The following is a 20,088-nucleotide window of genomic DNA, read 5'->3' as shown; positions in this document are numbered from 1 at the left end:
TCGCCTCGCTACCAGCGCACAAAAAGTCGTCCGCCGAGCGCCCCGAGCACAGCAAGGATGGCGACCGCGATCGTATACCAGGTGCCGACGAAAAGCGGCGAATCGTCGAAGCAATGCGCCGCATAGAAGGTCGCCGCCAGCCCGCCGGCAAGCAGGCCCGCGGCCGCACCGGCAAGCACCGGCCTTGTCGGCGCGCCATGGCGCAGCACCGCGAGAAAGACGGCAAGCGGGCCGATCCCGATCAACGGAATGAAGGTCAGGCAGATGACCATGTTCGTGCCGACCAGGCGCGTGCCCCAGTCGGACGCAGGCACGGCGAAGAGTTCGAAAATCACAGCCACAATCACCAGCAGCGGCGCGGCGATCATCCAGCTCACCGCCCGGCCGGTCGATGCACCGGGCGTCGACAGCCCACGCACCAGGACAAAGGCGCTGACGGCAAGAGCAATCGTGAAGACGAATTTGGACAGGAACCGCATCGTGTGCATGGCGATCGCAATGTCGGGGCGCGGGCCGATCGTCAGCCAGAAAACCGCGGCCGCGATCACGATGGCCACGCCGGCGGCAAGCCACCAGGCGGTGCCTAGCGGCAGCGCCTTGCTGCGGGCATCGGCGTCAAGCGCCCTGATGAAATCTTCGGTCCTCATGTTATTCTTATTCCCGCCCCGCCCTGAACCGTTTGGCAATGGCGGCAAGCCCGCGGTGCAGTGACACCCGCACAGCCGTCTCGCTGATGCCGAATTTGGCCGCGGTCTCACCGATTGACCGGCCTTCGACCGATACGGCCGAGACGACGGAACGCTGTGCCGGCGACAGGCTGTCGAGCGCCCGGTTGACGTCGCGCTCGCTCACCGTCTCCGATTCCGGCTCGGCAAAGGTCTCGGCGATTTCGTCGATCTCGATCTCGATCCGCCGACCGCGCCGCCGGAACGCATCGATCAGCTTGAAGCGGGCTATTGCATAGACCCAAGGCAGCACCGGCGCATCATGGCGCCAGGTGTGTCGTTTCACATGAATGGCCAGCAAGGTTTCCTGCACGACATCCTCGGGATCCACCCCGCCCTGCACGATCTTGCGCCGGGCAAAGCCACGAACGAGCGCGGCGATCCGGTGCAGAAAGTCGGCATAGGCTCTTTCGTCTCCGGCGATCGCGGCCCGCAACAGCCGTGAAAGCTCGGCTTCGTCCTTGCCGCTCACAAGAGTTCACTCCCCGATATTCGCGTCTCGGCGCTGATTTGTTACGTGGCCGGCGAAATAATGTCCAAGGCAAATTAGCTGAGCATCACGAAAGTTTGCTCCTTTTGAGCGATTGAGTGGGCCAGCAATGTTGACTGCACCAGTCAGGTATTGATAGGTGCAGCGTGCCAAGCCAAAGCCAATCGAAATCGAGGACGACGCCATGAAATATGCTCTTTCCGCCCTTGCCGGTGCGACAGCACTTGCAATCAGCCTGATCGCCGGCCCGGCAATGGCAGAGGACGAGGGCATCGTCGTCTACAACGCCCAGCACGAAAACCTGACCAAGGCTTGGGCGGAGGGATTTACCAAGGAAACCGGCATCAAGGTTACCGTCCGCAATGGCGGCGACAGCGATTTCTCCAATCAGATCGTTGCGGAAGGCACCGCTTCGCCCGCCGATGTATTCCTGACGGAGAATTCGCCGGCCATGGCATTGGTCGAGGCGGCCGGCCTGTTCGCACCGGTCGACACCGAGACGCTGGCCCAGGTTCCGCAGGAGTACCAGCCGGCGAGCGGCAAATGGGTCGGCGTTGCCGCGCGCAGCACCGTCTTTGCCTACAACAAGACCAAGCTGAGCGCCGACCAGCTGCCCAAATCGCTGCTCGATCTCGCCGATCCGAGCTGGAAGGGCCGCTGGGCCGCTTCGCCCTCCGGCGCCGATTTCCAGGCGATCGTCAGCGCGCTTCTGCAGCTCAAGGGTGAGGCGGCGACGGCCGAATGGCTGAAGGCGATGAAGGCGAATTTTACCGCCTATAAGGGCAACAGCACGGTGATGAAGGCGGTCAATGCCGGCGAGGTCGAAGGCGGCGTGATCTATCACTATTACTACTACGGCGATCAGGCCAAGACCGGCGAGAACAGCAAGAACGTCGAGTTGCACTATTTCAAGCATCAGGATCCCGGTGCTTTCGTCTCGATTTCCGGCGGCGGCGTGCTGGCCTCGAGCAAGCACCCGAAGGAAGCGCAGGCTTTCCTGAAATGGGTCACCGGCAATGGCGGCCAGGACGTGCTGAAAACAGGCGATTCGTTCGAATACGCAGTCGGCAAGGGCGCCGAGTCCAATCCGAAGCTGGTGCCGCTGGCCGATCTGCAGGCGCCGAAAGTCGACCCGACGACGCTGAACTCGAAAAAGGTGACCGACCTGATGACGGCGGCCGGCTTGCTTTAGCCGGCGTTCGTCCTAAAAGGGCAACCGACTGCGCTCCTGTGGGAATTCGCTTTCCACAGGAGCGCTCTGTTTTCAAGATGGCATTTGCCTATGACCACAAGCTACCCGCGAGATTATCCGCCGCCGATCGTTTCCGCCTCCGGGCGGAGCTGGCGCAACGTCTGATCTGATGCAATCCGCGATCGATCTCGCACGCCCAGGCTTGCCGGCCGACGCCACGGCCGTGCGGGCACGTCGTTGGTCGGTCTCATGGATTGCGTTGGCTGCCGTCTTTGTCTCGCTTTTCGCGCTGCTGCCGCTTGCCTTCATCGTCTGGGTGGCGGTGCAGACCGGCTGGGAAACGGTGGCGGCGCTGGTGTTCAGGCCGCGCGTCGGCGAGCTTCTGGTCAACACCAGCCTGCTGGTGGTGCTGGCGGTGCCGATCTCGATCGTGCTGTCGGTCACGCTGGCCTGGCTGACCGAGCGCAGCGATCTGCCGGGTGCCCGCCTATGGGCCTGGCTGTCGGTGGCGCCGCTCGCCATTCCGGCCTTCGTCCACAGTTACGCCTGGGTCACCATGGTGCCCAGACTGCACGGCCTGTGGGCCGGCGTGCTTGTGTCGGTCATCGCCTATTTCCCCTTCCTTTATCTGCCGGTGGCGGCGGCATTGCGCCGGCTCGATCCCGCTCTCGAGGATGCAGCGGCAGCCCTTGGTCTCGGCCCGTGGCGTGTGTTCAGGCGTGTCGTGCTGCCGCAGCTCCGGCTCGCTATTTGCGGCGGCTCCCTGCTGGTCGGCCTGCATCTCCTGGCCGAATACGGGCTCTATGTCTTCATCCGCTTCGACACCTTCACCACCGCGATCGTCGACCAGTTCCAGTCGACCTTCAACGGTCCCGCCGCCAACATGCTGGCCGGCGTGCTGGTGACCTGCTGCCTTGTGCTGCTCGGGCTGGAGGTGCTGGTGCGCGGCGAGGAGCGCTATGCCCGCGTCGGTTCGGGTGCTGCGCGCCAGCAGCAGCGCACGGGCCTTGGGCGCGCCACCATTCCTTGCCTGCTGCTGCCTGCCATTACCACGCTGCTGGCGCTCGGCGTGCCGTTCGCCACTATCGGCCGCTGGCTCATGGCCGGCGGCGCCGATGTCTGGCGGCTCGACGAGATCGGCCTGGCGCTTGGCCAAACGCTGTTCCTAGCAATTGCCGGCGCGCTGCTTGCCACCGTCGCGGCAATGCCGATGGCGTGGATTTCGATCCGCGCGCCGGGGCGGCTGCAACGCGTCCTGGAGGGCTGCAACTATATCGTCGGCGCGTTGCCCGGCGTTGTCATCGCCCTGGCGCTGGTCACCATCGCCGTGCGTATCGCCATGTCGCTCTACCAGACCCTGTTCACCATCCTGGTCGCCTATGCGCTGATGTTCCTGCCGCGCGCCCTGATTAGCCTCAGGGCGTCGATCGCACAGGCGCCGGTCGAGCTCGAACGCGCCGCCTCCAGCCTCGGCCGGTCGCCGCTCAAGGCGCTGTGGTCGACGACCATCCGCCTGTCGGCGCCGGGCGCCGCAGCCGGCATGGCGTTGGTCGCGCTGGGTATCATGAACGAATTGACCGCAACCCAGATGCTGGCGCCCAACGGCACCCGCACGCTGGCCATGGCGTTCTGGTCCTATAGCGGCGAGATCGACTATGCGTCGGCGGCGCCTTATGCCCTGATCATGGTGGCGATGTCGCTGCCTTTGACCTGGTTGCTCTACGTCCAGTCGAAGCGGATGGCCGGGCGATGAGCTTTCTCGAGCTGAGCGGCATCCACAAGCACTACGGGCCCGTCGCAGCACTTGCCGGCGTCGACCTCAGCGTGGCCAGCGGCAGCCGTACGGCAATCGTCGGGCCGTCCGGTTGCGGCAAGACCACCTTGCTGCGGCTGATCGCCGGCTTCGAGGCGCCGGACCAGGGCCGCATCGTGCTTGATGGCGAGGTGCTGGCCGATGGCGACACGGCCGTGCCGGCGCATCGCCGCGGCATCGGGCTGGTGGCGCAGGACGGCGCTCTATTCCCGCATCTGAGCATCGCCGCCAATATCGGCTTCGGCATGGGCCGTCACGAGGAAAAGCGCAGTGAGCGCATCGCCGAGCTCGCCTATGTCGTCGGGCTGGACAAAGGTATCCTGAAGCGCCGTCCGCACGAACTCTCCGGTGGCCAGCAGCAGCGCGTCGCGCTCGCCCGCGCTATGGCCATGAAGCCGCGGCTGATGCTGCTCGACGAGCCGTTCTCGGCGCTCGACACCGGCCTGCGCGCCTCGATGCGCAAGGCCGTGGCCGAGCTCCTTGAAACCGCCGGCATCACCACCATCCTGGTCACCCACGACCAGGCCGAGGCACTGTCATTCGCCAGCCAGGTCGCGGTGATGCGCGACGGCAAATTCTCGCAGGTCGGCACGCCGCGCGAGCTCTATTTCAAGCCGAAGGACAGGATGGTCGCCGAGTTCCTTGGCGACGCCATCGTCCTGCCGGCAAGGATCGCCGATGGCTTCGCCATCTCGCCGCTCGGCCGCATCGCTGTCGACAGCTCGGAGCGGCGCGACGTCGCCCGCATCATGCTGCGGCCGGAGCAGGTGTTGCTTAAGCGCACATCGCGTGAAGGCATGTCCGGCACGCCGGACATGCTGTTCGGCGAGGTGACAGAATCGGAGTTCGCCGGCTCGATGTGCACCATCGCGGTGCGTCTGTTGAACAGCCCCGATCCGCCCGACGCCGCCGCTATCGGCAATACGCCGTTGATCCTGCGCAAGCCGGGCATGGACGCGCCGGCGATCGGCGAGATCGTCCGGCTGACCGTGTCGGGCAAGGCGCATGTGTTTGCCTGAACGGTTTTGCGCAAGGCCGACTTCAATCGACCCGTTTGCCCGCCTGATCGAACCAATGCAGCTTTTCGGACCTGGCCACGACGCGCAATTGGTCGCCTGGCTTGGCGCTGGCGCGGCCTGAGACGCGCACGACGATGCGGCTGCCGGCTGCCACGCAATGGAGAAAGCTTTCGGCACCGACCGGTTCGACCGCTTCCACTGTTGCCGGCAGCGCGAGCGCGCCGGCCGGCGCCTCTGCCGCGAAGGTGATGTCGGCGTCCTCCGGACGAAAGCCTAGCGTCACTGCCTTGCCCTGTCGAGGCGCCAAGCCAATCACAGTACCGTCCGCCAATACCGAGCTTGGGGAGGCCCCTGTGAGCGCCAGCAGATTCATCGGCGGTGCGCCTATGAACGAAGCGACGAAGGTCGAGGCCGGTTTCTCGTACACATCAAGCGGCGCGCCGGTCTGCTCGACCAGGCCGGCGTTCATGACGACGAGGATGTCGGCCAGCGTCATCGCCTCAAGCTGGTCGTGCGTGACATAAACCGAGGTGACGCCAAGCGAGCGCTGCAGATTCTTGATCTCGATGCGCATCTGCCCGCGCAATTTCGCATCGAGGTTGGACAGCGGTTCGTCGAACAGGAAGACCTTCGGGTTGCGCACGATGGCGCGACCCATGGCGACGCGCTGGCGCTGACCGCCGGAAAGCTCGCGCGGGCGCCGGTCGAGCAGCGCCGAAAGCTCCAGCACCTTGGCAGTCGAGCGTACCCTGCTGTCGATCTCGTCATTCGGCGTGCCGCGGTTGCGCAGGCCATAGGCCATGTTGTCATAGACCTTCATATGTGGGTAGAGCGCGTAGTTCTGGAACACCATGGCGATGTCGCGCTCGGTCGGGCCAATGGCGTTGACCACCTTGCCGTCAATGGCGACTGTACCGGCAGAAATCGTCTCCAGCCCGGCGATCATCCTCAGCAGCGTAGACTTGCCGCAGCCGGACGGGCCGACCAGCACGCAAAGCTCCTTGTCGGGAATGGCGATGGAAACGCCCTTCACGGCCTCGACGCCGCTGGGATAGATTTTCCTGACATCCTTCAGATCCACGGTCGCCATCGGCTTCTCACTTTTCGGATTCGACCAGACCGCGCACGAACCAGCGTTGCATCAGCACGACCACCAGGATCGGCGGCACGATGGCCAGCATTGCCGTGACCATCACGAGGTGCCATTGGGTGTCGGCATCGGCGAAGGAAACCATCTTTCTCAGCGCGATGACGATGGTGTTCATGTCGTTGCTGTTGGTGACGAGCAGCGGCCAAAGATACTGCGTCCAGCCATAGATGAAGAGGATCACGAACAGCGCGGCGATGTTTGTCCGCGACAGCGGCACCAGAATATCGAAAAAGAAGCGCCATGGCCCGGCACCGTCGACACGCGCCGCCTCGACCAATTCGCCCGGTATGGTCATGAAGAACTGGCGAAACAGCAGCGTTGCGGTGGCCGAGGCGATCAGCGGGACGATCAGGCCGGCATAGGTGTCGATCATGCCAAGATCGACCATCACCTTGTAGGTCGGCAGGATGCGCACCTCGACTGGAAGCATCAAGGTGATGAAGATCAGCCAGAAGAAGGTCATGCGCAGCGGAAAGCGAAAGAACACGATCGCGTAGGCCGACAGGATCGAGATGAAGATCTTTCCCACCGCAACGCCGAGCGCCATGATCGTGGTGTTGAGCAGCAGCCTGCCGACGCTGACCCCGCCGATACGACCGATGCCGCCGAATAGCGCCTCGCTGTAATTGTTCCATAGCTGGCCGCCGGGCAAGAGCGGCAGGGGCGGCCTGAGGATCGTTTGCAGCGTGTGCGTCGAGGCAACGAAGGTGTAGTAGATCGGAAAAGCCACGATCACTATGCCGAGGATGAGCACGGCATGGGCGATGAAGGTGCGGAGCGGGGACTGGCCGATCATCGCTGCCCTCAGCCGTAGTGGACTTTGCGTTCCACATAGCGGAACTGGATTGCTGTGAGCGCGATGACGATGGCCATCAGGATGACCGACTGCGCCGCCGAGTCGCCCAGGATCAGATTGACGAAGCCGTCATTGTAGACCTTGTAGACCAGCGTCTCTGTCGTCTTGCCCGGCCCGCCGCCGGTGACGGCATGAACGATGCCGAACGTGTCGAACAGGGCATAGACGGTGTTGACGACCAGCAGGAAAAAGGTTGTCGGCGCAAGCAGCGGGAAGACGATGGTCCAGAAGCGCTTGGTTTCGCCGGCGCCGTCCATGGCCGCCGCTTCGATCAGCGTTTTCGGCACCGCCTGCAGGCCGGCGACGAAGAACAGGAAGTTGTAGCTGATCTGCTTCCAGGCAGCAGCCGACACCAGCAGGATCATGGCGTGGGTGCCGTTGAGCAGCGGGTCCCATACGACGCCGAGGCTTCTCAGCAAATAGGCCAACGAGCCGATCGAGGGATTGAACAGGAAAAGCCAAAGCATGCCGGCAATCGCCGGCGCCACGGCGTAAGGCCATATCAACAGTGTGCGGTAGAGGCCTTTGCCGCGCACGGCCTTCTCGGCCATGACCGCGAGCAGCAGGGCCACAACCATGGCAACGGTCGCGGTCGCAAGAGAGAACACTACTGTGACCTTGATCGAGTTGAGGTAGGCCGGATCGGCCAGCACCTTCCGGAAATTGGCCAACCAGACGAACCTGCTCTTCAGCCCGAACGGGTCTTGCCTGAGCATGGACTGGTAAAGCGCCTGACCGGCCGGCCAGTAGAAGAAAACCAGGGTGATGGCGAGTTGTGGCGCCACCAGCAGGTAGGGCAGGATCTTGTTGGGAAAGACGACGCGTGGAGACAGGCTGATTTCCCTCGCTATCCAGGTATCGCCCGCGCGAGCTCGCGTGGGCGATATTCCAACCGACTAAACGAGCTAATCTCGTTAATTGTCCAGGGCTTCCTTGATCGCGGCGTTGCCGCGCGCGACCGCATTGTCGAGCGCCTGCTGGGCGGTTTGCTGGCCGGCCAGCATTTTCTCCAGCTCCTCGTTCTGGATATCGCGCACCTGCGGCAGATTCGGCAGGCGCACGCCCTTCGAATTGTCGGTCGGCGACTTGCCGATCATCTGCAGGATGGGTGTCTCGCGGCCGGGGTTCTTGTCATAGAAGCCTGATTTCTTCGTCGCCTCATACGCGGCGAGCGTCACAGGCAGGTATCCCGACTTCTGGTGCAGATATTCCTGCACATCGGTCTTGGACAGATAGGCAAAGAAGGCCGCGACGCCCTTGTATTCCTCGTCCGACTTGTTGCCGAACACCCACAGGCTGGCACCGCCCGGCGTCGTGTTCTGCGGGGCACCCTTGGCGTCACTGTCGTAAGGAAGCTGGCCGATGCCATAGTTCATGCCGGACTTGACGATATCGCCGAGGCCGCCCGACGATTCGGTGAAGATGCCGCATTCGCCGGCGAGGAATATCTGCTTGGCTTCGGAGGTGCGCCCGCCATATTTGAACGTGCCGTCCTTGGCCAGGTCAGCGAGCGCCTGGAAGTGGTTGACGAAAATCGGCGCATTGATCTTGAGTTCGACATCACCGCCGGCCAGGCCATTCTGCTGGGTGGCCCAAGGCACGTCATTCCACGCCGCGAAATTCTCCAGGTGGATCCAGGTCAGCCAGGTCGAGGTATAGCCGCAAGGGGCGGCGCCGCTCGTCTTGATCTTCTTGGCAGCTTCCCACACCTCGTTCCACGTCTTGGGCGGATTGTTCACGTCGAGGCCTGCCTTCTGGAAGATGTCCTTGTTGTAATAGAGGATCGGCGAGGAAGAGTTGTAGGGGAACGATAGCATGGTGCCGTCCGGCTTCGAATAATAGCCGACGATGCCGGGCAGATACTGGCTCTTGTCGAAAGTCATCCCGGCGCCGGTCATCACATCGGCCACCGGCTTTATCGCACCCTCGGCCGCCATCATCACGCCGGTGCCGACGTCGAACACCTGGAGGATATCGGGCGCTTGCCCGGCACGAAAGGCAGCGATGCCGGCATTCAGCGTCTCCGGATAGGTGCCCTTGAACACCGGAACGAGCTCATAGTCGCTCTGGCTGGCGTTGAAATCCTTGGAGATCTTGGCGACGACCTCGGCGTTGGCGCCGGTCATGGCGTGCCACCAGCTGATCTGCGTGACGGCGAAGGCGGAGGTGGTGGAAAGCAGGGTCACGGTGGCGGCGATACCGGCCGCAAAGCCGAAGAACTTCATGTTTCATCTCCCGTTTGTCATTGGCGAAAGGGGCACTTCCGCAAAGCCAATATGTGGCGCTGATGACAATCGGACAACGGTTTTATTGCGGATCAATGAACATCATTCCTTCCTAAAGTGCACTCGCTACTGAAACCGGGCGCCAGAAATCACATCACCGTCTTTTTGGGCGCAGCGGCGTCGGTTTTCCCCCGAAAAGACCCGCCTCATGGCCCACGGGTTAACCATTCGTTAAAATCTCCAAGAGCTAATCCGTCACACCTCCCCTGTTAATTTTGGCAGACCGAGTGAACCAGGATGCTGACGGTCTATAATTGTATTGTAAGTCAGCACGATCCGAGACTGGTTGCGCTTGCCGCACTCATCTGTGGAATTTCTTGCTTCTCGGCGGTTAATCTCCTTAAGCATGTCGGCCGATCGACCGAGCGAAACCGGCTTGTCTGGCTGATGATCGCCGCGGCCTCGACCGGGTTCGGCATATGGGCGACGCATTTCATCGCCATGACCGCGTTTACGCCGGGAATACCGAATGCATACAATCCGGGATTATCCGCCTTTTCGCTTGCCGCCGCCATTATCATGACCGCGCTTGGGATGTGGGTCGCCACCTTGCGCCGCGGCATCGACCATTTCCTCGTCGGTGGCGCCATTCTGGGCGGCGCCATCGCGACGATGCACTACATCGGCATGGCAGCTTTCGAGGTCGAAGGCCGGGTCGCATGGAACCTGCTCCTTGTCGCGATATCGCTTCTGGCCGGCGTGACCCTCGCGGCACTGGCGCTCCTTGTCGTCTTGCGCCGTCCGTCAGCGCTCGCGACTTTCGGCGGCGCCGCGCTTTTGACGCTGGCGATTTGCAGCTTGCATTTCATCGCGATGGCTGCGGTGTCGATCATTCCGGATTCCTCGATTGAAATATCCGAACATTCCATCGAGCCCATTTCCCAGGCCTTTGCCGCAGCGGTCGCCAGCCTGATAATCCTTGTGCTATCGGGTGCCGCGCTGTGGATCGACCTGCGCTTTCGCCGCCAGAAGCTCGAGGCCGATCGCATGCACGATCTCGCCAATGCGGCGGTGGAAGGTCTGATCGTTTGCGATGGCACCCGCATTGTCAGCGCCAATGACAGTATGGCGAAGCTGACCGGAACAGCGACAGCCACCCTGAACACGATGCAATTCGGCGAGCTTTTCGACGGACAGAGCGCAGCCGATATGTCCGGCTTCGGCGAACAGGCGCAGGAAGCGAAGTTAAGGGGCAGCGACGGCGCGAGAATTCCTGTCGAGCTGATCGCCAGGAGAATCACCTACTGCGGCAGGCCTCATACGGTGCTTGCCGTTCGCGACATCCGTGAGCGCAAGAAGGCAGAACAAGAGATCCTCCGCCTCGCGCATTTCGATCCGCTTACCGGGCTTGCCAATCGGCGGAGCTTTTCTTCCCGGCTGGAAGCAGAATTCGCGTCGATGGATCGTGGCGGCAAGGATGGATATCTGGCGCTCCTGCTGCTTGACCTCGACCGGTTCAAGCAAGTCAACGACCTCTACGGCCACAGCGCCGGCGATGCTATGCTGCAGAAGCTGGCGCACTGCATTTCCGGCATCCCGCGCAACGGACAGATGCTCGCGCGTCTCGGCGGCGATGAATTTGCCATCATAGCTCCGAACCTCCCCGACCCCCTGGCCGCAGGCCGGATAGCCGAGGACTTGCTGGCGGCGATCCGGGAGGAAAACAGGGTTTCGGTCGGCTCCGGCCTCGTCTCGGCCAGCATCGGCATTGCCTTCTTTCCGCTGGATGCCGAAGACCAGGCCGGCCTGATCAGCCATGCCGACACGGCACTCCATCGCGCCAAAACCGAAGGCAGGGACACTTATCGGTTTTTCGAGATGGCCATGGGCACCGCGGCCCGCGACAAGCGCGTGATGGAGCATGAATTGCGCCAGGCGATCGCCCGCAAGGAGTTCCACCTCTTCTATCAGCCGCAGAAGGAGATCCGCGGCGGCAGGATGATCGGCTTCGAAGCCCTGGTCCGTTGGCAGCACCCTGAGCGGGGTGACATTTCTCCGGCCGTTTTCATCCCGGTGGCCGAGGACAGTGGCGCTATCGCGCAGATCGGCGACTGGGTGCTGACGACGGCTTGTAACGATGCTGTTCGCTGGACAAACCCGCTGATGGTCGCCGTCAACGTCTCCGCCGTGCAACTTCACAATCCGAATTTCAGCCGCAAGGTGCACGACGCATTGACGAGATCCGGCCTGGCCCCCGGCAGGCTCGAACTGGAGATCACCGAAACGGCCCTGGTGAAGGACATGCCGCGCGCGCTGGCAACCTTGAGGCAGGTCAAGGCGCTTGGCGTGCATGTGGCGATGGACGATTTTGGCACCGGCTATTCTTCGCTGTCCAACCTCAGCGCCTTTCCCTTCGACAAGATCAAGATCGACGGGTCGTTCATCAAATCGGTCGACAAGAACGCCCAGTTCGCGGCGATCGTTCGCGCCGTGCTGGGGCTTGGACGCGGTCTCGGCCTACCGGTTCTGGCAGAAGGCATCGAGACGCCGGGTGAATTGCAGTTCCTGGACGCCGAGGCTTGCGAGATCGGGCAAGGCTACTATCTCGGCAAACCGGCTCCGATCGAGACATTCGGGGAACTGACGGGCGTGGCCGCTCCGGCAATCCGCACCGCCAGCCGACGCGGCGCAAGCATTGCTGTGCTCAAGCCGCGCCTGCGCACGGTCTGAGCCTATCCCGGCTGAAGCGCCGCCTCGACCAGACGCTTGGCATCCGGCCCCGACCATTCGGCCGGGCCATTCATATGGGCGATCAGGCAGCCTTGCCCATCGATCAGCATGGTGACCGGCAGACCGAGCGCCAGGCCGCGCGTCTTGACGTCGTTGAACAGCGCCATCGTGGCATCGCGATAGTAGCCGAGCGACTTGACGCCGGTGTCCTCCAGGAACTTCTTCGGTTTGGCATCGTCGCCGGCATCGACGTTGACGGCAACAACCTGAAACGCATCGCTGCCCATCTCCGTCTGCAGCGCATCGAGCGCCGGCATTTCGGCGCGGCAAGGTGCGCACCATGTCGCCCACAGATTGAGCAGCACCGTCTTGCCGGCATGATCGGCGATCGTCGTCGGCTTGCCGTCGGGGCCGTTGAAGGCAAGGCTTTTCAGCGATTGCGGCGGATCCGCCGGCAAAAGCGCGGCAACCTGGCCGGTGGCAGCGGCGGCGATCTTCTTGGCACGGTCGGTCTTGGCGGCGCAGGCGACGTCGTCCTTGCCGCCGCCGGCGGCCACTTGCGCGGGCGCCTTGTTGCCAGAACTGCTTTCCCTGACATATACCGCGACCGCGCCGGCCAGCACGCCCGCAACCAAAGCGGCGAGGATGAGACGCAAAGCCGGGAAAAATCTATTGCCGTCTGCCATTTTTCAAAAACTGCTCCGGAGCACGGGTTATAGCGATGAATGACAAGAAGGCCAGCAACCAGATGTGGGGCGGACGTTTTGCCTCGGGTCCGGCCGCAATCATGGAAGCGATCAACGCGTCGATCTCGTTCGACCGCAAACTCTATGCGCAAGATATTCGCGGCTCGATCGCCCATAGCCAGATGCTGGCGCAAACGGGCATTATTTCGGCGGCCGACCAAGAGAAAATCGCTCACGGGCTGAACACGATCCTGGCAGAGATCGAGGCTGGTACATTTGAGTTTTCGACCAGGCTGGAAGACATCCACATGAATGTCGAGGCCCGTCTGGCCGAGCTGATCGGCCCCGCCGCTGGCCGCCTGCATACCGCCCGCTCGCGCAACGACCAGGTGGCGGTCGACCTCAGGCTGTGGGTCAAGGACGAGTGCTTTCGCGTCACCGAGGCGCTGAAGGGCCTGATCACGGCGTTCCTGGATCGGGCCGAGGAGCATGCGGCAACAGTGATGCCGGGCTTCACCCACATGCAGGCGGCGCAGCCGGTGACCTTCGGCCACCACTGCATGGCCTATGTCGAGATGTTTGCGCGCGACCTGTCGCGTGCCCGCGATGCGATTGAGCGGATGGATGAAAGCCCGCTCGGCGCCGCGGCCCTCGCCGGCACCAGCTTTCCCATCGATCGGCACCAGACGGCGAAGGCGCTTGGCTTCCGCGAGCCGATGCGCAATTCGCTCGACAGTGTTTCGGACCGCGATTTCGCGCTCGAGTTCCTGGGCTTGGCGGCGATCTGTGCGACGCATCTGTCGCGGCTGGCCGAAGAGATCATCATCTGGTCGACGCCGCAATTCGGCTTCGTCAGGCTGTCGGATAGTTTCTCGACGGGTTCGTCGATCATGCCGCAGAAGAAGAATCCCGACGCTGCCGAACTGGTGCGCGGCAAGACCGGCCGTGTCACCGGCCATCTCGTCGGTCTGCTGACGGTGATGAAGGGCATGCCGCTGACCTATGGCAAGGACATGCAGGAAGATAAGGAATCGGTCTTCGACGCGGCAGAGACGCTCGACCTGATGCTGGCGGCGATGACCGGCATGGTGCGCGATATGACGGTGAACACTGCCGCGATGAAGAAGGCGGCCGGCGCCGGCTATTCGACTGCGACCGACCTCGCCGACTGGCTGGTGCGCACGCTCGGCCTGCCGTTCCGCGAGGCGCACCATATCACTGGCCGGGCGGTGGCGCTAGCCGAGGAGAAGAAGGTCGGGCTCGACAGGCTTTCGCTGGAGGATCTGCAGTCCATTCACCCCGGTATCAGCGCCGACGTGTTTTCGGTTCTTGCCGTGCAGAATTCTGTAAAGAGCCGCACGAGCTTCGGCGGCACCGCGCCGTCCGAGGTGCGCAAGCAGATCCGCTACTGGAAAAAGCGGCTCGCCAAGGCGTAAGACGCGGGGTGCAATGGCCGCAAAACTCGGCTAGAAGCGGCTGCGGGTAACAGTTTCGGACGGATGGCACGATGACCGGAAGCAGGATTTTGGTGACGCTGACGCTGCTGGCGGCAATGGCCACCGTTGCGGCCTGCGGCAGGAAGGCTGCGCTCGACACGCCGTACGCGGCAGCCGTGCAGGCCCGCAAGGACGCCGAGAAGGCCAAGCAACCTTTGCCGCCGGAGCCGGAAAAACCTGTCGAGGACAAGAAATTCATCCTCGACCCGCTGCTCTGATTTCGGACCAATCTCGTGAACCATTTCGACTACCGCGACGGCGCGCTGCATGCCGAGGACGTGGCGATATCAGACATCGCCGCCAGCGTCGGCACGCCGTTCTACTGTTATTCGACGGCGACGCTGACCAGGCATTTTCGCGTCTTCACCGAGGCCTTTGCCGGGCTCGATGCTCTCGTCTGCTATGCCATGAAGGCGAATTCCAACCAGGCCGTGCTGAGGGTGCTGGCAAGGCTCGGCGCCGGCGCCGACGTGGTCTCGGAGGGCGAATTGCGCCGCGCTTTGGCGGCCGGCATCCCGGCAAGCAAGATCCTGTTTTCGGGCGTCGGCAAGACCGCGCGCGAAATGGATTCTGCGCTCTCGGCCGGCATTCTCTGCTTCAACGTCGAATCCGAACCGGAGCTGGAGTTGCTGTCGGCCCGCGCCACCGCGCTGGGCAAGATCGCGCCGATCTCGCTGCGCATCAATCCGGATGTCGACGCCAGGACGCACAAGAAGATTTCGACTGGGAAGGCCGAGAACAAGTTCGGCATTCCGTGGCAGCATGCGCGGAAGGTCTATGCGCGCGCGGCTGAGCTGCCGGGCATCAAGGTCACCGGCATAGACACCCATATCGGCAGCCAGATCACCGAATTGCAGCCCTTCGACGACGCCTTTGCGCTGCTGGTGGAGCTGGTCGGCGCCTTGCGCTCCGACGGTCATGCCATCGAGCACATCGATGTCGGCGGCGGCCTTGGCATTCCCTACCGCGTCGACAACAACCCGCCGCCTTTGCCCGATGCCTATGCCCGGATCGTCAGGAAACATGTTGCCAAACTTGGGCTGAAGGTAATGTTCGAGCCAGGCCGGCTGATCGTCGGGAATGCCGGCATCCTGGTGTCGGAAGTAATCTTCGTGAAGGAGGGCGACGCCAAGAACTTCCTCATCGTCGACGCCGCGATGAACGACCTGATCCGGCCGACGCTTTACGACGCTTTTCACGACATCAAGCCGGTGGCGCAGCAGCCGGCCGCTGCACCACGCATGAAGGTCGACGTCGTCGGCCCGGTTTGCGAGACCGGCGACTATCTCGGGCTCGACCGTGACCTGCCCCGGCTGAAATCCGGCGACCTGATCGCTGTCTCCACCGCCGGCGCCTATGGCGCCGTTCAGGCCGGCACCTACAATACCAGGCTGCTGGTACCGGAAGTGCTGGTCGACGGCGACCGCTTCCACGTTGTGCGTCCGCGCCAGACCTATGACGAGCTGATCGGACTGGACTCGGTGCCGGACTGGTTGGAGTAGAACTCTGCAGCTACAGCCGGTGCTGAATGAGCGCCCTGATTTCGGCGATTCTGTCCTCATTCCGGCGATAGAATATCCACTGCTTGATGCGCTTGCTGCGCAAAAGCCCTGCCTGGGTGAGCACGCGCATATGCTCGCTGAGCGTAGCCTGGGTGATCCCCAGCCTCTCCGCCATCAGCAGCGCGCAGACGCCGTCCTCGACCAGATCGCCGTCCGTCTGCGGCGGAAAATGCGCCCGCGGGTCCTTGAGCCAATCGAGGATCTGGAGCCTGCGCTCGTTGGCAATCGCTTTGAAAACGTCGACCTCTTGCATTTAGGCACTTTGCCAAGTTACTAAGTAATGTCAACTCTGGGAGTGAAAGCATGCTGCACGGCCACACGATCACACGCGAGCGCATTGCGGCGATAGAACCCCGCATCCGGCCCTTCGTGCGCCACACGCCGGTGCTGCGCGTCGACATGGCCGATTTCGGCCGCCCACCTCTGCCTGTCGACCTGAAGCTTGAGTGCTTGCAGCATTCCGGCTCGTTCAAGGCACGTGGTGCGTTCACCAATCTCCTCGAACGGCCGGTTCCTGCGGCCGGCGTCGTCGCCGCGTCGGGCGGCAACCACGGTGCCGCCGTCGCCTATGCCGCCATGCGGCTCGGCCACAAGGCGACCATCTTTGTTCCCGAAGTGAGCCCGCAGGCCAAGCTGGACCGCATCCGCGGCTACGGCGCCGAGTTGATCGTCGGCGGCGCCCGTTATGCCGAGGCGCTGGCCGCCAGCGAGAGCTTCGCCGAAAGATCCGGCGCGCTGCAGATCCACGCCTTCAACCAGGAGGAGACGCTGGTCGGGCAAGGCACGCTCGGCCTCGAGATCGAGGCCGACCTGCCGAAGCTCGACACCCTGCTGGTCGCCGTCGGCGGCGGCGGGCTGGTCGGCGGCATCGCTGCCTGGTTTTCCGGCCGCATCAGGATAATCGCGGTCGAGCCGAAGGGTGCGCCGACGCTTCATCGCGCCTTCGAGGCGGGCCGACCCGTCGACGCGCCGGCTGAGGGCATCGCCGCCGATTCGCTCGCGCCAAAGCGTGTCGGCGAAATGATGTTTCCTATCGCCGAGGCATTCGTCGAGCGCTCGATCCTGGTCGGCGACGACGACATTATCGCCGCCCAGGCGGCGCTGTGGGACCGCGTGCGAATCATCTCCGAGCCGGGCGGTGCGGCCGCCTTCGCGGCGCTCCTGTCCGGCCGCTACGCACCGGCTGCAGGCGAGCGCGTTGCCGTACTGGTCTGCGGCGCAAACGCCAATCCGGCGAAATTCTGACAATATCCGGGGCATTATTGTTCACGTTTTGGGGAACCGCCTCGCCTTCGCCGTGTTTGTTGGTATCCTTAGGGCGATGTGCATCCGCTTGGACGCACGGAGTACGCGCTAAGATTTTAGGTCTTCGCATCGTGCTTCCCGAAAATCGACTTTTCGGGCCCATGCGATAGATTCGTGAGGCCTGGGCTATCCCGCCCGGCCAGGAAGGGCCGATGACACAACGACCCATTTTCACCAGCGATCGCAGTCTGGCCAGGCGCCTTGCCTTGAGCCGGCTGGGGACGCAGGTCTCGATAATCGTCGAACGCGGCTGGCCATTGCTGCTGCCACTGATCATCGTCGCCAGCCTGTTCCTCAGCATTTCGTGGCTCGGCCTGTTCCCATTTTTGCCCGATCTGGCGCGGATCGGTCTTATCACGGCATTCGGCGTCGCAGCGCTTGCCGCACTCTATCCACTGCGTTTCTTCCGCACGCCATCCAGTGCCGAGGTCGACCGCCGCATCGAGGCGGCCAACCGATTGCTGCACAGCCCGGTGCAGGTCCAGACCGATCGCCCGAGCGGCAAGGAAAGCATTTTTTCGCAAGCCCTGTGGCGCGAGCATCAGCGGCGCATGGCGGACCGGCTGGGCGAGCTTGGCGGCGACGTGCCGCGCACACGCGTGCCGGAACGCGACCCGTGGGCGCTGCGCGCCGTTGCCGCGCTTTTGTTGGTCACTGCCTTTGCCTTCTCCTTCGGGCCATCGGGCGGCAGGCTGAGCGACGGTTTTGTTGCCCGTGCCGCCCGCGACGTCGTGCCGCCGCGCATTGATGCCTGGGTGACGCCGCCGGCCTATACCGGCAGGCCGCCGGTATTCCTGAACGCCCCGGTCCTGGCCAACAACGCCACTCAAGCGCCGCCGACCTTCGCGGTTCCGGAGGGCAGCGATGTGTCGCTGCGCGTCACCGGCGGTTCGGGCGAGGAAACGCTGAGCTACGCCGACACCGGCGGCAACACCCGCGCCATCGATCCGACCGGGCCGCAAGCCGCCAAGACTGAGGCAAGTCCGGCACCGCCTTCCACCGTGCGCCAGTTCAGCGGCAAGTTAACGGCCGACGGCACGCTGACGCTGCAGTCCAGCGACGGCGAGCTCGGCCGCTGGGCCTTCGCCATAATTCCCGACAAGCCGCCGCAGATCCGCTTTGTCGGCGAGCCGAAGCGCGCCGTCAACGGCGCCTTCGAACTCAACTACCAGATCGACGACGACTATGGCGCGGCCTCCGCCAAGGCGGTTTTCGCATTGGCCGATCCGCAAGTGCCCAACGCGCATCCGCTCTATGGCCCGCCGGAAATGCCGCTGACGTTGCCGCGCCGCGGCGGCAAGGCCAATGCTGCTAAGACGACGAAGGATCTGACCGACCATGTCTGGGCCGGTGGCAACGTCAAGCTGTCGCTTGTCGTCACCGACGGTGCCGGACACACGGCGACCAGCGAAACCAAGACGCTGGTGATGCCGGAGCGGCCATTCTCCAACCCGTTGGCGCGGGCTGTGGTCGAGCAGCGCCGCATGCTGGCGCTCGACGCCTATGCCAAGGACCGCGTGCTCGACCTGATGGATGCGATCACGCTCAGGCCCGAAGACACGTTCGACAACATGACGCACTATCTCGCCATCATGAGCGCCCGCACCCGGCTGAAGATGGCCGACAGCGACGACCAGTTGCGCGACGAGGTCGCTTACCTCTGGGAGATCGCGCTCGGCATCGAGGAAGGCAATCTGTCGGCGGCCGAGAAGCGGCTGCGCCAGGCGCAGCAGGCGCTGCAGGACGCGATCAAGAACGGCGCCAGCGACCAAGAGATCGAGAAGGCGATGAAGGAACTGCGCGAGGCGATGAACCAGTTCCTGCAGGAATTCGCGGCGCGGGCGCAGCAGAATCCGAATGCGCCACAGATGCAGCAGAACGGCCAGGAACTGCGCCAGAGCGACATCGACCGCATGATGGACCAGATCGAGAACCTGGCGAAATCCGGCAATCGCGACCAGGCGCAGCAATTGCTGTCGGAGCTGCAGGATATGATGAACAATCTGCAGGCAGGCCGCCAGCAGCAAGGCGGCCAGCAGGACAGCGAGATGCGCCAGCAGATGGACAAGCTGGGCGAAATCATGCGGCGCCAGCAGGAGATGATGAACGACACTTTCCGCATGGACCAGATGCAGCGCGGCCAGCAACAGCGCGGGCAGAACCGCGACGAGCAGCTCGGCGAGAACAGTGAGCCAGGCCCGATGGGCGAAGAGGGCAAGCCCGGCCCAGGTGACGACCGCGATCCGCTCGGCCGGCCGAACCCGATGACGCCGCAGGAATTTGCTGACGCGCTGAAGCAATTGCAGGAAGGCCAGGGCAAGCTGCAGAGCGAGCTCGATCAATTGAGGAAGAGCCTCGAAGGCATGGGCCTCGACCCCAATGAGGGGTTTGGCGAGGCCGGCAAATCCATGGGCAATGCCGAACAGGCGCTCGGCGAGGGCGAAGGCGACCAGGCCGTCGGTCACCAGGGCCGCGCATTGGAAGCCTTGCGCAGGGGCGCCAAGGACATGATGAAGCAACTGCAGGCGATGCAAGGCGACCAGGGCGGCAACGGCCAGGGCGGACGCCAGCAGAATGCCGACCGTGACCCGCTCGGGCGGCCTCGCACCAGCGAGGGTCCCGACGACGGAAGTTCGGTGAGAGTGCCCGACGAGATCGACGTGCAGCGTGCCCGCCAGATCCTCGAAGCGATCCGCAAGCGGCTCGGCAACGCACTCAGCCCCGATATCGAGCGCAGCTATCTGGAGCGGTTGCTGGAGCTGAAGTAAGGCTGCCCCCAATATTCGGAAGATCGCCGTGCGGTCCGTGGAGGCCGCCACCGCCGGACTGAGCGGCACGT

General features: G+C 63.5%; 17 protein-coding genes. 9 read left to right on the top strand and 8 right to left on the bottom strand.

Annotated elements, in window-relative coordinates:
* Positions 1-8 precede the first annotated feature (8 nt).
* Both NKH59_RS12435 and NKH59_RS12430 read right to left on the bottom strand, forming a co-directional pair.
* A complete protein-coding gene (locus NKH59_RS12435) occupies positions 9-647 on the bottom strand; it encodes an NrsF family protein (protein WP_352471395.1) in 639 nt (212 codons plus the stop codon).
* A gap of 7 nt (positions 648-654) precedes the next feature.
* Entirely contained in the window at positions 655-1,197 is a 543-nt protein-coding gene (locus NKH59_RS12430; protein ID WP_352489432.1) for a sigma-70 family RNA polymerase sigma factor, read from the bottom strand.
* A gap of 202 nt (positions 1,198-1,399) precedes the next feature.
* On the opposite strand from NKH59_RS12430, the gene NKH59_RS12425 reads away from it, so the two are divergent.
* From NKH59_RS12425 to NKH59_RS12415, 3 genes are all read left to right on the top strand, one after another.
* Positions 1,400-2,407 (top strand): iron ABC transporter substrate-binding protein, encoded by a 1,008-nt coding sequence (locus NKH59_RS12425; protein WP_352540183.1) that lies wholly within the window; start codon positions 1,400-1,402, stop codon positions 2,405-2,407.
* A gap of 169 nt (positions 2,408-2,576) precedes the next feature.
* Positions 2,577-4,160 (top strand): ABC transporter permease, encoded by a 1,584-nt coding sequence (locus tag NKH59_RS12420; protein WP_352540184.1) that lies wholly within the window; start codon positions 2,577-2,579, stop codon positions 4,158-4,160.
* Complete coding sequence (locus tag NKH59_RS12415) at positions 4,157-5,239, top strand: ABC transporter ATP-binding protein (protein WP_023677939.1); 1,083 nt, start codon at positions 4,157-4,159, stop codon at positions 5,237-5,239. The genes NKH59_RS12420 and NKH59_RS12415 overlap by 4 nt, the downstream gene beginning before the upstream one ends.
* 22 nt (positions 5,240-5,261) lie before the next feature.
* Here NKH59_RS12415 and ugpC read toward each other — a convergent pair whose 3' ends face one another.
* The 4 genes from ugpC to ugpB form a co-directional block, all read right to left on the bottom strand.
* Complete coding sequence (gene ugpC, locus NKH59_RS12410; protein WP_352452447.1) at positions 5,262-6,329, bottom strand: sn-glycerol-3-phosphate ABC transporter ATP-binding protein UgpC; 1,068 nt, start codon at positions 6,327-6,329, stop codon at positions 5,262-5,264.
* Positions 6,330-6,336: 7 nt separating this feature from the next.
* Positions 6,337-7,185: a sn-glycerol-3-phosphate ABC transporter permease UgpE gene (gene ugpE / locus NKH59_RS12405; RefSeq protein WP_352616000.1), complete on the bottom strand. Its 849-nt coding sequence runs from the start codon at positions 7,183-7,185 to the stop codon at positions 6,337-6,339.
* 8 nt (positions 7,186-7,193) lie between these two features.
* Positions 7,194-8,078, bottom strand: a complete 885-nt coding sequence (gene ugpA / locus NKH59_RS12400; RefSeq protein ID WP_353022131.1) for a sn-glycerol-3-phosphate ABC transporter permease UgpA — start codon at positions 8,076-8,078, stop codon at positions 7,194-7,196.
* Positions 8,079-8,159: 81 nt separating this feature from the next.
* Complete coding sequence (gene ugpB, locus NKH59_RS12395; RefSeq protein ID WP_353022106.1) at positions 8,160-9,470, bottom strand: sn-glycerol-3-phosphate ABC transporter substrate-binding protein UgpB; 1,311 nt, start codon at positions 9,468-9,470, stop codon at positions 8,160-8,162.
* Positions 9,471-9,767: 297 nt separating this feature from the next.
* On the opposite strand from ugpB, the gene NKH59_RS12390 reads away from it, so the two are divergent.
* Entirely contained in the window at positions 9,768-12,200 is a 2,433-nt protein-coding gene (locus NKH59_RS12390; protein ID WP_353022105.1) for a bifunctional diguanylate cyclase/phosphodiesterase, read from the top strand.
* Between the two features lie 2 nt (positions 12,201-12,202).
* Here the strand turns inward: NKH59_RS12390 and tlpA are convergent, their stop codons facing one another.
* A complete protein-coding gene (gene tlpA, locus NKH59_RS12385; RefSeq protein WP_352489427.1) occupies positions 12,203-12,886 on the bottom strand; it encodes a thiol:disulfide interchange protein TlpA in 684 nt (227 codons plus the stop codon).
* A 35-nt stretch (positions 12,887-12,921) separates the two neighbouring features.
* Here tlpA and argH point away from each other — a divergent pair, with 35 nt between their 5' ends.
* From argH to lysA, 3 genes are all read left to right on the top strand, one after another.
* Positions 12,922-14,322 (top strand): argininosuccinate lyase, encoded by a 1,401-nt coding sequence (argH, locus tag NKH59_RS12380; RefSeq protein ID WP_353022102.1) that lies wholly within the window; start codon positions 12,922-12,924, stop codon positions 14,320-14,322.
* Between the two features lie 71 nt (positions 14,323-14,393).
* The gene (locus tag NKH59_RS12375; protein WP_023677931.1) at positions 14,394-14,600 is read left to right on the top strand and encodes a hypothetical protein; all 207 of its coding nucleotides are present in this window, start codon (positions 14,394-14,396) and stop codon (positions 14,598-14,600) included.
* Between the two features lie 15 nt (positions 14,601-14,615).
* On the top strand, positions 14,616-15,884 hold the full coding sequence (lysA, locus tag NKH59_RS12370; RefSeq protein ID WP_352540189.1) for a diaminopimelate decarboxylase: 1,269 nt from the start codon (positions 14,616-14,618) through the stop codon (positions 15,882-15,884).
* A 10-nt stretch (positions 15,885-15,894) separates the two neighbouring features.
* Here lysA and NKH59_RS12365 read toward each other — a convergent pair whose 3' ends face one another.
* Positions 15,895-16,197 carry an ArsR/SmtB family transcription factor gene (locus tag NKH59_RS12365; protein ID WP_352471409.1) on the bottom strand — a complete coding sequence of 101 codons (303 nt, stop codon included), beginning with the start codon at positions 16,195-16,197 and terminating at the stop codon, positions 15,895-15,897.
* 50 nt (positions 16,198-16,247) lie between these two features.
* Between NKH59_RS12365 and NKH59_RS12360 the strand changes: the two genes are divergently transcribed.
* On the top strand, positions 16,248-17,189 hold the full coding sequence (locus tag NKH59_RS12360; RefSeq protein ID WP_352979300.1) for a threonine/serine dehydratase: 942 nt from the start codon (positions 16,248-16,250) through the stop codon (positions 17,187-17,189).
* Between the two features lie 212 nt (positions 17,190-17,401).
* Positions 17,402-20,017: a TIGR02302 family protein gene (locus NKH59_RS12355; protein ID WP_353022099.1), complete on the top strand. Its 2,616-nt coding sequence runs from the start codon at positions 17,402-17,404 to the stop codon at positions 20,015-20,017.
* The last annotated feature ends 71 nt before the right edge of the window (positions 20,018-20,088 follow it).

Source organism: Mesorhizobium sp. M0998 (assembly GCF_040318885.1).
Taxonomy (GTDB): domain Bacteria; phylum Pseudomonadota; class Alphaproteobacteria; order Rhizobiales; family Rhizobiaceae; genus Mesorhizobium.
This window is presented reverse-complemented; position numbering and strand designations above follow the sequence as displayed.